We start from the raw sequence: 14,635 nt of genomic DNA on the forward strand, positions 1-14,635 counted from the left end.
GCTTCACTTGGCACCCACGATCTGGACCAGCGATGCGGCATTCTGGCCGGTCGGCAGCTTGCCCGACGCGGTGAGCCGTGCGGTCTTGTCGTCCCAGCGCAGCATGGCCTTGCGACCGCCCTTGGTCTGGTACGCGTTGGTCACGCCGTCATCGTCGTACAGCGCGAAGCTGGCATCGGCGCCGGGATAGACGCGGATGCTCTCCAGCGCCTGCGCCGTCGCGGTGCTCGGCACCTGGACACCCATCGGGATGATCGACCCGGCGCGCACGAACAGCGGGATCTTGTCGATCGGCGCGTTCGCGGTGACGGTCTGGCCGCCGGTGAACCGCTGGTTGGTCCAGTAGTCATACCAGTCGGCACCCGCGGGCAGATAGACCTGGCGGCTGGTCCTGCCCTGTTCGGTGACGGGCGCGACCAGGAAGGCGGGGCCGAACATATATTCGTCGCCCATGTCGGCGACCGCGGGATCGTTCGGGAAATCCATGAACAGCGCGCGCATCATCGGCGCATTGCTCTCGTAGGTCTGGCGTCCGAGCGAATAGATGTAGGGCATCAGCGTGTAGCGGAGCTTCAGGAAGGTCGAGAGGATCGGCTCGGCGGCCGCGCCATATTCCCAGATTGCGGTGGCAGGGCGCTGGCCGTGGATCCGCAACGTCGGCGTGAACACGCTATAGGCGAACCAGCGCGTGAACAGCTCGGGGTAATCCGCATAGTCGGGTGCCATCGCCTTTGCGCCTGCCGGATCGACCAGCACGGGACGGGTCGCCTTCGGCCCGCTCGGCCATTGCCAGCCGCCGATGTCGCTGCCCCAATAGGCCATGCCGCTCGCGGTGAAGCCAAGCCCGGCGGGCACCTGGCGATGCAGCGCCTCCCAGGTCGACTTGATGTCCGACGACCAGAACAGTCCGCCATTGCGCTGTGCGCCAAGATAGGCGGCGCGCGACAGGATCAGGTTGCGCATCGTGGGGCGGTCCTTCGCCGACCCCTCCGCCACGCCCGTCGTGTGGAGCAGCGGGAAGACGTTGTGATAGCGGTCGCCCGAGCCGATCGAATAGAAACTGCCGTCGGGCACCAGGTCGGGCTCGGTCTCATCGAGCCAGAACCAGTCGAAGCCCTGGCTGGCGATGTTGTCGCGGATCCGCTCCCAGAACCAGTGGCGTGCATCGGGATTGGTGCTGTCGATCAACGCGCCGGCACGATCGGAGCGGATCGGCAGTCCGTCGACGACGTTGCCGTCCTTGTCCTTCAGGAACCAGCCCTTGGTCGACAGCATGTCGAAATAGCGCGATTCCTTCTCGAAGCGCGGCCAGACGCTGATGATCGAATGCATCCCCATCGACTTGAGCGTGTCGTTCATGCCCTTGGGATCAGGGAAATAGGTACGGTCGATGTCGAGCTGCCCCATGCGCGACCAGTAGAACCAGTCGAGCACCATGATGTCGAGCGGCAGGCCGCGGCTGCGATAGCCGTCGGCGATGCCGAGCAGTTCCTTCTGCGTCTCGTACCGCGCCTTGCTCTGGATAAGCCCGAACGCGGCCTTTGGCGGCAGCGGCGTCGTCCCGGTCAGCGTGGCATAGCCGGCATAGATCTCGTCGGTGGTGGCGCCCGTGATGACGAAGAACGAAACGCGCTCGCCGACTTCCGACTGCCAGTGCGTCGAACTGTGCAGACCGGGGGAGACGATCGTCGAGGACGGATTGTCCCAGACGATGCCATAGCCCTTGTTGGTGACCATGAACGGTACGCAGACCGTCTCGCCCGCGGGCGCATCGTAATTGTGGCGGCAGTCGATCGTGCGGCCGCGCAGGTCGAGCTTGCCCTCCTGGTTCTGGCCCAGCCCGTAATAATGCTCGTCGGCGGGCGAGGCGAAGCTTGCGCCGACCCGGAACGTCTTCTCGCCGTTGACGGTGTGCGGGGCCATTTCCCAGCCGGTCATCTGCGTCAGCATCGTGCCGTCGGGCTTGCGGATCGTCACCGAGACCGGCGGCAGCGACGGCGCGAAATAGCGCTCCATCTGCGACGGCGCCTTGGGCCACGGCTTCGCATCGACCGACAGCGACAGCGCGGCGGAGGCGAACACGTCGGCGCTATTTGTGGTCTGATGCGTCCAGCCAGCAGCGTTGGGTTTGGCGTTGGGACCATCGCCGGGGGGCGCGTCGACCTGACCGCGATCGGTCGCGATCGTCACGCGGACGATGTTGGGCGCATAGGCCTCGACCGAGACCAGGCTGCCGTTGCGATCGACCGTCGCGATCGGCGCGGCGTTCGCGGCCGTCCCCAGCGTCGCGAGCGAGGCCCCGATCGCTAGGTGTGCCACCAGTCGCGACGACCATCCCACGCGCGTCGTGTGGAGAGATGGCTCGGACGATGGCGTGAGCGCACGCGCTGGGGAAATGTACATCGAAATCCTCTCCATGGGCCTGTGCCCTTAGGGTAGCGCTATCATAGCGCGAATGAAATTTTGTCGGATAATTGCAGAAACGGGATGCAGATCAACCAGATTTCTCGCCGATGGCCGGATGCTTGCGATCAGGAGTTCCGACTCTGCCCGGCCAGCCATCGAAGATCTCGGACGACGGGGCTGCGTGTGCCGGGCAGGGGCGGTCGACCGGCCTTACCGCAGGAGCGCCACCCCGTAGGGCGCAAGATCAAGCGAGCCGGTGTGCGTCTTGCCCGTCAGCGTATCCTGCTTCTGGCCGGCGAGCGCGACGCGCACGGGCGCGTCGCGGGTGTTGACGTACAATGTGCGCCCCTCGACGACCCGGGCGACCACGCCCGGCGGCGTGACGGGGCCGCGCTCGATCCCGAGTTCGGCATAAAGCGACCGGACCAGCGGATCGAGAAAGGCGGGCTGCGCGGCAGTGGCGAGATAGATCGCCCGACCCTTGCCGAAGCGGTTTACGGTGATCGCAGGGCTGGGCCGGGGGGTGTTGGTGAACATCGCCAACGGTTTGGCCGTGCTGGGTTCGAGCACCTCGTAATAGGGATCGCTGCCGGTTTGCTCCTTGCCCTCGAACGTCACCTTCAGCGGCTGTTCGGCACGGTAGAACTCGTTCGTCCGCACCCCGAACACGTCGGTCAGCCGACCGGGCAGGGGCGTCTCGAACCACTTGCCCGTCTCGTCCACCTTGGCAGAATAGCCGGTCATGATGACCGTCCCGCCGTTCGAGACATAGCGCCGCACCGCGTCCGCGGTCTCCTTGTCGATCATGTACGCGCTGGGCAGGATCACGAGCTTGTAGCGATCGATCGGGTCGTGGCCGATGTCGATCACGGCGGTGTCGATGTTGTCGACGAACAGCGGTTCGAGCGCGGCCTTCGCCTGGTCGGGATAGCTGGTCTTGAAATATTCCTGCATCGTATTGGGCCCCGGCGGGGGCGAGGTCAGCCAGTTGGTCTGGAACGAATAGGCGATCGCGACCTCGGGCTTGCGGTAACGCGGAAAGCCCATCGTCTTCAGCTTGGCGAACTCGCTGGCGATCTGGCCGAACTCGCCGACCTTCCAGGACGCGCGGCCGTCATGGTCAACCAGGCCGAACAGCCCCTGTTCCTCGCCGCCGCTATGCGAGTTGAACGTCCAGGCGAGGAAGGTCTGCGCGTAATAGATCAGCCCGAAATAGGCCCACATCCGCGACCGGCCCGGCGTCCCGTAATAGCCGCCACCGCCGGCGGTGAACTCGTTCAGCCACATCGGCGTGTCGTGCCCGGCGCGGTTTCGCGAGACGTCCAGCGCCGCGCCGAGCGGCTCGCCCGGATAGAAGCCCTGTCCGCCATAGGTCGAGACCTTGTCCCACGACCGCAGATAGTCGAACCCCTTGGTCCATGCGTCGGGCCAGAAATTGGATGCGACGGGCAGGTTGGGGGCATGCTCCTTGCGGACAGCCTCAAGCTCGGTGAGCGCGCCGATCGTATCGTCCGACCAGAAGCGGCGAAGGTCGAGATTGCGCTCGTTCGGTCCGGGTCCGTTGCCATAGGGCAGGTCGACCTCGTCCCAGCTGTTGATCCGGCGCGACCAGCGCTGCGTCGCCCAGGCGGTATTGAGCGCCGCGATCGTCCCGTATTTCTTCTGCAGCCAGCCGACGAAGCGTTGCCGGTCCGCCGGCGAATACGACATCTGGCCGTTGCCGATCTCGTTGGTGTAGCCGATCGCGATCACCGCGGGATGATGCGCGTACCGCTTGAGCATCTGTTCGGCGAGCCGTTTGACGAGCCGGCGATAATCGGGATCGCTGATATTGTCCCAATAGCGCGTCGCCGCGTTGCGCCGGACACCGTCCTGCGTGACGAGATCGACGCCAGGATAGCGTTTGTGCAGCCAAGTCGGGGCTGGCTGGCCAGGAATGTCGAGCAGCACCTTGATCCCCGCGGCGTGCATCTGGTCGAGGATTGTGTCGAACCATTCGAACGTGAAATGCCCGTCCTGCGGCTCGAACGAATCCCAGGACAGATCGCCCATCCGGACCATGGTGAACCCGGCCGCCTTCATGATCGCGATATCCTGGCGGATCTGTTCGGGCGACCGGTCGATGGGCTGGTAACAGGCGCCGACGAACAGATCGCCCCCGCCCGGCCAGTCGGGATGCCCGGCGGCACTTTGTGCGATCGCCGGACCGATGCCGGCCAGCGGTACCGACAGGGTCGCCGCGGCGAGAAGGGCAAACCGCAGGCCGCGTATAATTCGATGTGTCAAAAAGCCTCTCCAAGCCTATATTATGTCAGGCGAACGCGATCGCGAACGCGCTTGCGTGACGCGTCGGCAGGACCGCCGGCAGATCGATGACCAGCGCCTGTCCGGTCTGACGAAACGCGATCCCGCCGGGGCGGCCGAGCAGGCGGACCGAACGGACGCGGCTGCGTTCGTGCGGATTGGGCTGGGCCAGCGACGTGATCACCGTCTGCCCCTGCGGCATGCCGAGCGTGATCGCATACAGCGTGTCACCCTTGGTTGTGAACCGGATGTCGCGCGGCGTGTAGCTGGTCTTTTCCGCAAACGCGCCCGCGGCGGCGGTGGTGGGCCCCTCGCCATAGATGGTCCAGGGGCGGGTAGCGTGGATCGCCTCGCCGTTGGCGGCCATCCATGGCGCCAGATCGCTCAGCAACCGGTCAGACTCCGCCGGCAGGCTGCCATCGGCGTGCATCACGACGTTCAGCAGCAGGTTGCCGTTCTTGCTGACGACATCGGCCAGCATCGCGACCACCTCGTCGGTGGTCTTGTACGTGCCGTTCCGGTCGAAGAACCAGTCTCCGTTCGAAGTGTCGGTCTGCCAGGGATGCGGATTGATCCCCTTGAGCACCCCGCGCTCGACGTCCTGCACCGCCCAATCCGTGCTGAACGCGCCCGAGCCCGTATCCTTGCAGTTGTAGACTGCCTCCAGCTTGCCGTTGCGCGCCATACTGCTGTTGTAGAAATGCGCGAGGAGCGAGCGGCCGACCGCGCCGAACGGCAGGCCACCGTCCGAATAGAGCAGGTCGGGCTGGTAACTGTCGATCAGGTCGCGGATCCGGTCGAACCACAGCGCGTGATAGTCCGGGTTGGTCGTGTACCAGCTGGCCGGCGTGTTGAGGAACGGCTCGTCGCGGTTGCTGTGGTAGAGATCGGCATAGCGCGGATCGGCGCCGTCATATGCGACTCCCAGCTTGGGCCAGAACTGATCGTAGAGATGGTTGGGATACCACCAGGAATAGCTCGCGCCGAGATGTTCGGACACGCCGAAGCGAAGCCCGCGGCGGACCGCCGCCGCCTTCCACGCGCCGACTATATCGCGCTTCGGCCCCATCGCGACGGCGTTCCAGCGCTGATGCTTCGACCGCCAAAGGTCGAAATTATCGTGATGTACGCCCATCGACACGAGGTAGCGCGCGCCCGCGGCGGCATAGCGCGCGGCGAGCGCATCAGGATCGAAGTTTTCTGCGCGCCATAGCGGGATGATGTCCTTGTACCCCGATGTCGACGGGTGGCCGTAGGTCTTGACGTGATGATCGTAATGCGGGTGGCCGGGCACGTACATGAAGCGCGCATACCAGTCGCCCTGGCCCGGAACCGCCTGCGGTCCCCAATGCGCCCAGACCCCGAACTTGGCGTCGCGAAACCAGTCCGGCGCGCGGTAGCCGGCAAGCGACTGCGCGGTGGACTCGAACCGACCTGGCATGATCGCCGGGGTCGGGCGCGCCGACGCGCGTCCCGGAGGCGACGCGACGGCACGCGAGACGCCACCCAGGCCGACTGCGGCCGCGAGCGGTGCGCCTAACACCTCGCGTTTGCTGAACGTCACCAAGATCCTCTCCCCAGATGCGTTGGACCGCTCGGTAGGAGCGTTGGGTGCAAACGACCCGATGTCGGACGGATTGTCAATTAAGTCTTACAATTAGACTTTTCATGTCTGACTTGGCGCCGCGCGGCAGGATCGGGCGAATGCTGCCTGCGAGCGGCTCGAGACTGACAACTATCGGAAACGCCAGCGCCGACATACCCGTTTGGCGCTGCGGCAGTGTGCTATTTTTGCCATCATCCATGACATTTGTCGGCGTAATTCGAATTAGCATATAAATGATCTAATTCCTTCGCTAGGGGCGGCGGACGATCCGGCAGCGGCCCGCCGCGCACGGTATCCAAAAGTGAACTGCAGGCGGTCCGCAAGGATCAGACCCGCTGGAGGAGAGTGTGATGAAGCGTTCAAAGATTCGCATTGGCAGCATCCAGGGCCTCAGCACGACCGTGTCGCTGCTGGCGCTGATGATGGTGGGCTCGGTAGCCCAGGCGCAGACCGCGGCGCCGCAGGAGGAAGCCCCCGCCACCACCGCCCCCGCGACCTCAAACGCGCAGCAGGCCAGTGGCACCGTCGCACCGAGCGCCGATCCTGGCCAGGTCGCCGATGCCGCACCCGCTGCCGATGCAGCCGCACCCGGCGATATCGTCGTCACCGGCGTCCGCGCGAGCCTTCAGTCCGCGCAGAACATCAAGCGCAATTCGGTGCAGATCGTCGACTCGATCGTCGCCGAGGACATCGGCAAGCTGCCCGACCGCAACATCGCCGAGGCTCTGCAGCGGATCTCGGGCATCCAGATCCAGCGCAATTTCGGCGAGGGCAGTTCGGTCGCGATCCGCGGGCTTACGCAGGTCCGGACCGAGTTGAACGGGCGCGACATCTTCACCGCGAACAATTCGAGCAATGCGTTGAGCCTGGAGGACGTACCATCCGAGCTGCTCGCCGGCATTGACGTCTACAAGAACCCGTCGGCCGACCTGATCGAGGGGCAGCTCAGCGGCACGATCAACTTCCGCACGCGCAAGCCGTTCGACTTTGACGGCTTCAAGATTTCGGGTGCGGCGACGAACACCTATTACGACCTCGTCAAGAAGAGCAAGCCATCGGCGTCCTTGCTGATCAGCGATCGCTGGGACACCGGCATCGGCGAGATCGGCATCCTCGCAAGCGCTTCGTATCAGAAGACCAGTTTCCGTCAGGACACGATCTCGACCGAGCCGTTCTATACGCTCGACCCGAGCAACGCCAACGACGCCGCGACGCTGGCCGCGCTTGGGCGTAATGGCCAGACCACCACGCTGCCGCACGGCACCGGCATCGGCGAAGTGTTCGGCGATCGTCGTCGTCTCGGCATCGACGTGTCGCTCCAGTGGCGGCCAACCGACACGCTGGAATTCACCGGCGAGGTGTTCCGCAACGATTACAAGCTGCGATCCTATGGCTACAGCTATTTCGCGTACACCAGCGGCGCGTCGATCACGCCGCAGCCGGGGGCGGTGTTCACCTATGCGCCGAACGGCGATTTCCAGAGCGGGACGTTCACCGACGTTCCGATCGGCAACAACACCTCGATCGGATCGCGCCATTCGGTCACGACCGATTACTCGCTCAACGGCAAATGGAAGCCGACCGCGAACCTGACGATCACCGGCGATCTCCAATATGTCGATTCCAAGACCGACAACCTGAATTCCATCGTCGGCTTGAGCGGCGTCGCCACCACGCTGACCCAGGATATCTCGGGTGAAGTCCCCGCGTTCCAGATCACGTCCGCCAACGGCCTGGCGAACCCGGCGACGTACAGCAAGGGCTTCTACCTCGATAACCTCAACAACTCGAAGGGCACCGACAAGGTCGGCCGCCTCGACGGCGAATATCGGTTCGACGGGGGGATCCTCAGCTCGATCAAGGCCGGGTTCCGGTTTGCGGATCGCCGCAACCGGACCAGCGATACCGGCTATCGCTATACCGGGCTGACGGGGGCGGCGACCAACCTGCGCTATGTCGATCTCAGCGGCTTTTTCCGCGGGCAGGCGGATCTGTTCGGCGACATCCAGGCGTTCTCGCTGCCGACGGTCCTCAGCTACGACGACACGCGCCAGTCGCTCGGCATCACCTCGACGCCCGGCTATGTGCCGAGCGGCACCAACACGCAGGCGCAGAAGACCTATACCGGCTATGCCGCGGCCTTCTTCAAGGCGGACGACCTGCCGGTGCCGATCGACGGCAACCTCGGCGTGCGCGTGGTCCAGAGCAAGGTCGCGGTATCGGGCTTCTATCAGCAGGTAGACCTGATCACCGCGCCCGACGGGACGCAGTCGACCGCGGCGCCCACCTTTACCGAGGTGAACGAGGCGAACACCTACACGTCGGTGCTGCCGAGCCTCAACGTGCGCGGCCGCCTGACCGACCGGCTCCAGCTGCGGTTCGCCGCGTCGAAGAACATCTCGCGGCCGGACTTCAATCAGCTCAACCCGAGCCTGACGATCACCGAGCCGGGCACCGCGCAGATCGATCAGCAGCATGTCACGTCGACCGGCAATCCGTATCTGAAGCCGATGAAGTCGACGAATTTCGACGCCTCGCTCGAATGGTATTTCGCCAAGAGCGGATCGCTGACGGTCGCCGGATTCTACAAGGATATCTCCAACTATATCCAGACGGTCATCACGCCGCGTAACGTGACCTTCACCGACGGCGTGACCGCGACCTACGACGTCACCACCTACAACAACGCCAGCAAGGCGAAGGTGAAGGGCGCGGAAGTCGCGTATCAGCAGTTCTTCGATTTCCTCCCCGGCGCGCTGAGTGGGCTGGGTGTCCAGGCAAACTTCACTTATGTCGACTCGCAGGCGCCAAGCCCGGCGAGCGACGGTCCGGTGACGCAGTTGTCGCTGGAGGGGCTTTCCAAGTACAACTACAATTTGATCGGCATCTACGAGCGCGGCCTGATCTCGGCCCGCGTGGCGTATAACTGGCGCAGCGAGTTCCTGGTGACGACCTCGGCAAACGGCACAGGCAACCTGCCGCAGTTCCAGAAGGCGTCGGGGCAGCTCGATGCGTCGATCACCGCGAACATCACGCCGCATCTCTCGCTGACGCTGAACGGGACCAACCTCACCAACACGGTGCGGTCGACCTATTACGGCATCACCAGCCGCCCACGCGATCTGATCATGAGCGATCGTCAGATCAGTGGGGTTGCCCGCATCACCTTCTGATCCGACAAATGCCGCTGCGGGCCGGATCTTCGGATCTTTCCCGCCGCGGGACGACAGCGGCGCTGGTTTGTCATAGTCGAGGACAGAATAGGACGCGCAAAGCGCGCTTCGGGAGGGGGGACGATGACGCAGGACCAGCGCAGGACTCGGATCAGCCGCAGGCGGTTTCTCGCAAATGGCGCCGCGCTCGGCGCAGCGCTCGGGCCGGCACAGGTCGCGCGGGCAGCGGTATCGGGCCCCGAGGGAGCTGCCGCGGGAATGCTGCCGATGCCCGCGATGCGCGATGCCTTGCCGCCACGTCCTTCGATCGAGGATCCCGGCCGGTCGTTGATGGACAGCGGTTGGCGCTTCCATCTCGGCGACATACCGATGCCCGAGATCCGCGGGCATGGCTGGTCGTACAACAGCGCGAAGGCCGGGCAGGCGCAGGGCGCGGCGGCGATGCAGTACGACGATTCGGATTGGCCAGAGGTCGAATTGCCGCACGACTGGGCCATGGCGATGCCGATCGAAGAGACCGCGAACGTCTCGCAGGGCTATCGCCGCCGCGGTTTCGGGTGGTACCGGCGCGCATTGCGGCTCGATCCCCAGGACCGCGGGCGGTATCTCGAAATCCAGTTCGGCGGAATCGCCACGAACGCGACGATCTGGTTCAACGGCTCGGTCGTCGCGCATAACTGGAGCGGCTACACCTCGGTCTATGTCGATATCACCGATCTCGCGCGGTACGGCGACGATCTGAACACGATCGTCGTGCGCGTCGACGCGCAGTCGATGGAAGGCTGGTGGTACGAGGGCGCAGGCCTGTACCGCCATGTCTGGCTGGTAAAGCGCGATGCCACCTATATCGCGACCGACGGGATCCATGCCGATCCGCGCCGCGGCCCAGGCGGCGCGTGGACGGTCCCGGTGACCGCGACGCTCGGCAATATCGGCACGCGGTCCGCCGCCGTCACGATCGAGGCGACGTTGATCGATCCCGATGGCCGGATGGTCGCGACGCACACCGCCGCCGGGACGGTGCCGTCGCTGGAGCCGATGGACGTGGCGCTCACGCTCCCGGTCGCGACCCCCGGACTATGGTCGGTCGACAGACCGACGCTCTACACGCTGCGGACGAGGCTGATCCGCGCAGGCCGGACGGTCGACGAGCGGACGCTCAGGATCGGTTTCCGGACGGTGCGGTTCGATGCAGCCACCGGATTCCATCTCAATGACCAGCCGCTCAAGATCAAGGGGACGTGCAACCACCAGGACCATGCCGGGGTGGGCGTCGCGGTACCCGATGCGTTGTGGGAATGGCGGCTCCGGCGGCTGAAGGATCTGGGGTGCAACGCGATCCGGTTCTCGCACAACGCGATCGCGACCGAGGTGCTCGACGCATGCGATCGCATGGGCTTTCTGGTGATGAGCGAGAACCGCAACTTCAACACCAGCCCCGACTATATAGCGCAACTGCAATGGCTGGTACGGCGCGACCGCAACCGGCCGAGCGTGATCCTGTGGTCGGTCTTCAACGAAGAGCCGATGCAGGGAACGCCGGCGGGCTATGAGATGGTCCGGCGCATGTCGCGGGTGGTCAAGGCGCTCGACGAGAGTCGGCCGGTGACGGCGGCGATGAACAGCGGGATGTTCGCGCCCGTCAACGTCAGCCAGGCGGTCGATCTGGTCGGCTTCAACTATCAGCGCGACCAATATGACCGCTTCCACGGGGCTAATCCGACGCTGCCGATGATCAGTTCGGAGGATACGTCGAGCTTCATGACCCGCGGTGCGTGGCAGACCGACCGCGCCGCACACGTCATGGCGTCCTATGACGAGGAGCCCGCCGACTGGGGCAGCACGCACCGCGCCAGCTGGAAGTCGATCGCCGAGCGGCCCTTTGTCGGCGGCAGCTTCGTGTGGACCGGGTTCGACTATCACGGCGAGCCGTCGCCGTTCGAATGGCCGTCGGTGAGCAGCTATTTCGGGATCATGGATCTGTGCGGCTTCCCGAAGATGGCCTATTATCTGCACCGCGCACAGTGGATCGACGACACCCCGCTGCTCGACCTGATGCCGCACTGGAACTGGCCGGGGCGCGAGGGGCAACCCGTCAAGGTCATCGCACTGACCAATGTCGACACGGTGCGGCTGCTGCTGAACGGTACGGTGATCGGCGAACAGGCGGTCGATCGCTACACGATGCCGCACTGGCAGATTCCCTATGCGCCCGGGCGGCTCGAGGCGATCGGCTATCGCGGTGGCCGCGAAGTGGCGCGCAGCGCGGTCGAGACGACCGGCCCGGCGGTCGCGCTGCGGATCACGCCCGATCGCCGCGCGATGGCCGCCGATGGCGAGGACGTCCAGCCGTTCACGATCGACGCGATCGACGCGCAAGGACGCCATGTCCCCACCGCCAACCTCCCGGTCGCGTTCGCCGCGACCGGGGGCACGATCATCGGGCTCGGCAACGGCGATCCGACCAGCCACGAAGCCGAGCAGGGCGACAGGCGTGATCTGTTCAACGGCCTGGCGCAGGTCATCGTTCGTGCCGGGCGCGACGCGCGCCCACTGTCGCTGACGGTAACGTCGGCCGGTCTGCGCAGCGCGACGACAACGGTTCGCCTGCTCGCAACGCCGCCCCGGCCGAGCGTGCCGAGCACCGCGGCGACGCTCATGCTGCAGGATTGGCGGCAATCGCCGGCGTTCGCGGCCAAGCCGTCGCCCGACATCGTGCTCGCGGACAATGACATGAACAGCTGGCTGTTCGTCCGGGCGGGCGAGATCCAGCCGGCGCAGGGTGCCGGACCGTGGAGCGTGTTGCGCGCCAAGGTCACGCCGCGTCGGCCGGTGCGTGAACGTGGCGGAAAACTCGTCCTTCAAGGTGTCGTCGGTCGGGGCGAGGTCTGGATCGACGGCAAGCGCGTGGGGACGAAGGCCGGGTTCGCACCGGGGACCGTCGTCGTGCCGATGCCTGCGGGCGAAGGTGAGCGCGTCGTATCGGTTCTGCTCGAAGGCAACGGCACGCAAGCGTCGGGGCTGGGGGGCATCGTATTCGTAGAGGAATGACGCGTCGCGCAAGCATTTCGAGGTCGATCGACAGGGGATTTCCGGTCGGCGCCGCGTCGACAGAAAAGGATTCAGTGATGGTTCGTATGAAGAAAATGGTCGCGGGCCTGGCCCTGTCCGTGTCGCTGATCGCCGGGATTGCATCGGCACAGACGACGACCGAGGTTCCGCGGATCGTCTCCAAGGGCGGCCGGCATGCGCTGATGGTCGATGGTTCGCCGTTTTTGATGCTTGGGGCGCAGGTGAACAACAGCAGCAACTATCCGTCCGCATTGGCGCAGGTTTGGCCGGTGCTGGACCGGATTCATGCGAATACGGTCGAGATTCCGATCGCGTGGCAGCAGGTCGAGCCGGTCGAGCGGCGGTTCGACATGACGTTCCTACAGACGCTGCTCGAGCAGGCGCGGGTGCATGACAAGCGGGTCGTGCTGCTGTGGTTCGGGACGTGGAAGAACACCGCGCCGAGCTATACCCCCGACTGGTTCAAGGCCGACAATCGCCGCTTCCCGCGGATGAAGCTGAAGGACGGCACCGACCATTACGTCCATTCGCCGATGTTCCGCGCGACGCTGGAGGCGGACAAGCGCGCGTTCGTCGAGGTCATGAAATACCTCAAGGCGCATGATCCGCAGAACACGGTGATCATGGTGCAGCCCGAGAACGAGGTCGGCAGCTATCGCTCGCCGCGCGACTATGGCGCGCAGGCCGAGGCGGTGTTCGCCAAGCCCGTGCCCGCCGAGCTCGCCCGCGCGCTGAAGAAGCCGGGCGGAAGCTGGACGCAGATGTTCGGGAAACAGGCCGATCGTGCGTTCAATACGTGGCACACTGCGCGCTTCGTCGACGAGATCGCCGCGGCGGGCAAGGCGATCAAGCCACTGCCGATGTACGTCAACGCATCGCTCGCGGGGCCGTCGAACGTGCCCGATCCGACCGGGGTCGCAAGCGGCGGGCCGCAGCAGGACGTGCTCGACATCTGGAAGGCGGCCGCGCCCGCGCTCGATTTCCAGGCGCCCGACATCTACGACCGCGATGCGGGCCATGTCGCGCTGTACCTTGACGCGTATGCGCGGCCCGACAACGCGCTGATGGTGCCCGAGATCGGCAACGCGAAGGAGTTTGCGCGGTTCTTCTACGCAGCGATCGGGCGCGGCGCGATCGGCTATGCGCCGTTCGGCATGGATGACACGGGGTATTTCAACTACCCGCTCGGGGCGAAGGCGCTGGACGACGAGACGCTCGATTCGATCGGGCTGAAATATGCGGCGCTGTCGACGATGGCGCGCGACTGGGCGAAGATCGCGTACGAGCATCCGACCTGGGGCGCGGTCAAGCCGGACGACGTCGCGGGGCAGGGGGCGCCCGCCCAGTCGACGCCCGCCCAGTCGACCACGATGGGCAACTGGACGATCGCCACGAGCTATGGCGAATGGCAGTTCGGGCAGAAGGACTGGACGTGGATCAAGTCCGAGCCGCCCGTCTGGGCGAAGGAGCCGGTCGGCGGCGTCGCGGTCGCGCATCTATCGCCGAACGAATTCCTGCTGGTCGGCGATCATGTCCGGCTGACCTTCGGGACGGCGAAGGATGGCCCGAAGAACGGCTCGGTCTTCCGCGTCGAGGAGGGGCGGATGGCCGACGGACGCTGGGTGATGAGCCGCGTCTGGAATGGCGACCAGACCGATTACGGGATCACGCTCGTCGCACCGACCGTCCTGAAGGTGATGATGGGCACGTATAAATAACGGCGTTAAATAGCAGCGCAGCCGGGCGATCGGGGGGCGACCTATACTCGGGCGGGACGGTCGCCAACCGCCCCCGGATGACCTGCGACGATCGCCGTCGCGGGGCGCAAACTTGCGCGACGCGGTCAGGGATGCCATATCCGGCACGGATAGTCGCCGCTTATCCAAGACATGGCGACACCCAAAAATCCCGAACGACGGATTAGGCGAGGACTCGGAGCAGCAATCGTGCTCGGCCGACAGCATCCTGGTGTCGGGTCCGTTCGCCTGCGCTCCTGACGATAATCCGGTGATGGATCATCGCCTTTCCGCCGCTCGCCGGCGGACTGTTTGCGAGGCCAGACCGCAACGAGAAG

General features: G+C 65.2%; 6 protein-coding genes. 3 read left to right on the forward strand and 3 right to left on the reverse strand.

Annotation, left to right across the window (positions count from 1 at the left end):
- Positions 1-3 precede the first annotated feature (3 nt).
- From C8J26_RS15865 to C8J26_RS15875, 3 genes are all read right to left on the reverse strand, one after another.
- On the reverse strand, positions 4-2,403 hold the full coding sequence (locus C8J26_RS15865) for a glycoside hydrolase family 31 protein (protein WP_107959226.1): 2,400 nt from the start codon (positions 2,401-2,403) through the stop codon (positions 4-6).
- A 213-nt stretch (positions 2,404-2,616) separates the two neighbouring features.
- Positions 2,617-4,692, reverse strand: a complete 2,076-nt coding sequence (locus C8J26_RS15870) for a beta-galactosidase (protein ID WP_244185351.1) — start codon at positions 4,690-4,692, stop codon at positions 2,617-2,619.
- Positions 4,693-4,717: 25 nt separating this feature from the next.
- Positions 4,718-6,274: an alpha-L-fucosidase gene (locus C8J26_RS15875; RefSeq protein ID WP_244185352.1), complete on the reverse strand. Its 1,557-nt coding sequence runs from the start codon at positions 6,272-6,274 to the stop codon at positions 4,718-4,720.
- A 461-nt stretch (positions 6,275-6,735) separates the two neighbouring features.
- Between C8J26_RS15875 and C8J26_RS15880 the strand changes: the two genes are divergently transcribed.
- From C8J26_RS15880 to C8J26_RS15890, 3 genes are all read left to right on the forward strand, one after another.
- Entirely contained in the window at positions 6,736-9,489 is a 2,754-nt protein-coding gene (locus tag C8J26_RS15880) for a TonB-dependent receptor (protein ID WP_208631435.1), read from the forward strand.
- A 123-nt stretch (positions 9,490-9,612) separates the two neighbouring features.
- Positions 9,613-12,540 carry a beta-galactosidase GalA gene (gene galA / locus C8J26_RS15885; RefSeq protein ID WP_244185353.1) on the forward strand — a complete coding sequence of 976 codons (2,928 nt, stop codon included), beginning with the start codon at positions 9,613-9,615 and terminating at the stop codon, positions 12,538-12,540.
- An 86-nt stretch (positions 12,541-12,626) separates the two neighbouring features.
- Positions 12,627-14,279 carry a DUF5597 domain-containing protein gene (locus tag C8J26_RS15890; protein WP_208631436.1) on the forward strand — a complete coding sequence of 551 codons (1,653 nt, stop codon included), beginning with the start codon at positions 12,627-12,629 and terminating at the stop codon, positions 14,277-14,279.
- Positions 14,280-14,635: the final 356 nt, after the last annotated feature.

The sequence above is a fragment of the Sphingomonas aurantiaca genome (assembly GCF_003050705.1).
GTDB lineage: Bacteria > Pseudomonadota > Alphaproteobacteria > Sphingomonadales > Sphingomonadaceae > Sphingomonas > Sphingomonas aurantiaca.

Excerpts from the sequence above, each read along its gene's own strand:
- C8J26_RS15865 (WP_107959226.1), bottom strand. The coding sequence starts at position 2,403 with ATGTACATTTCCCCAGCGCGTGCGCTCACGCCATCGTCCGAGCCATCT.
- C8J26_RS15880 (WP_208631435.1), top strand. The coding sequence starts at position 6,736 with ATGATGGTGGGCTCGGTAGCCCAGGCGCAGACCGCGGCGCCGCAGGAG.
- galA (WP_244185353.1), top strand. The coding sequence starts at position 9,613 with ATGACGCAGGACCAGCGCAGGACTCGGATCAGCCGCAGGCGGTTTCTC.
- C8J26_RS15890 (WP_208631436.1), top strand. The coding sequence starts at position 12,627 with ATGAAGAAAATGGTCGCGGGCCTGGCCCTGTCCGTGTCGCTGATCGCC.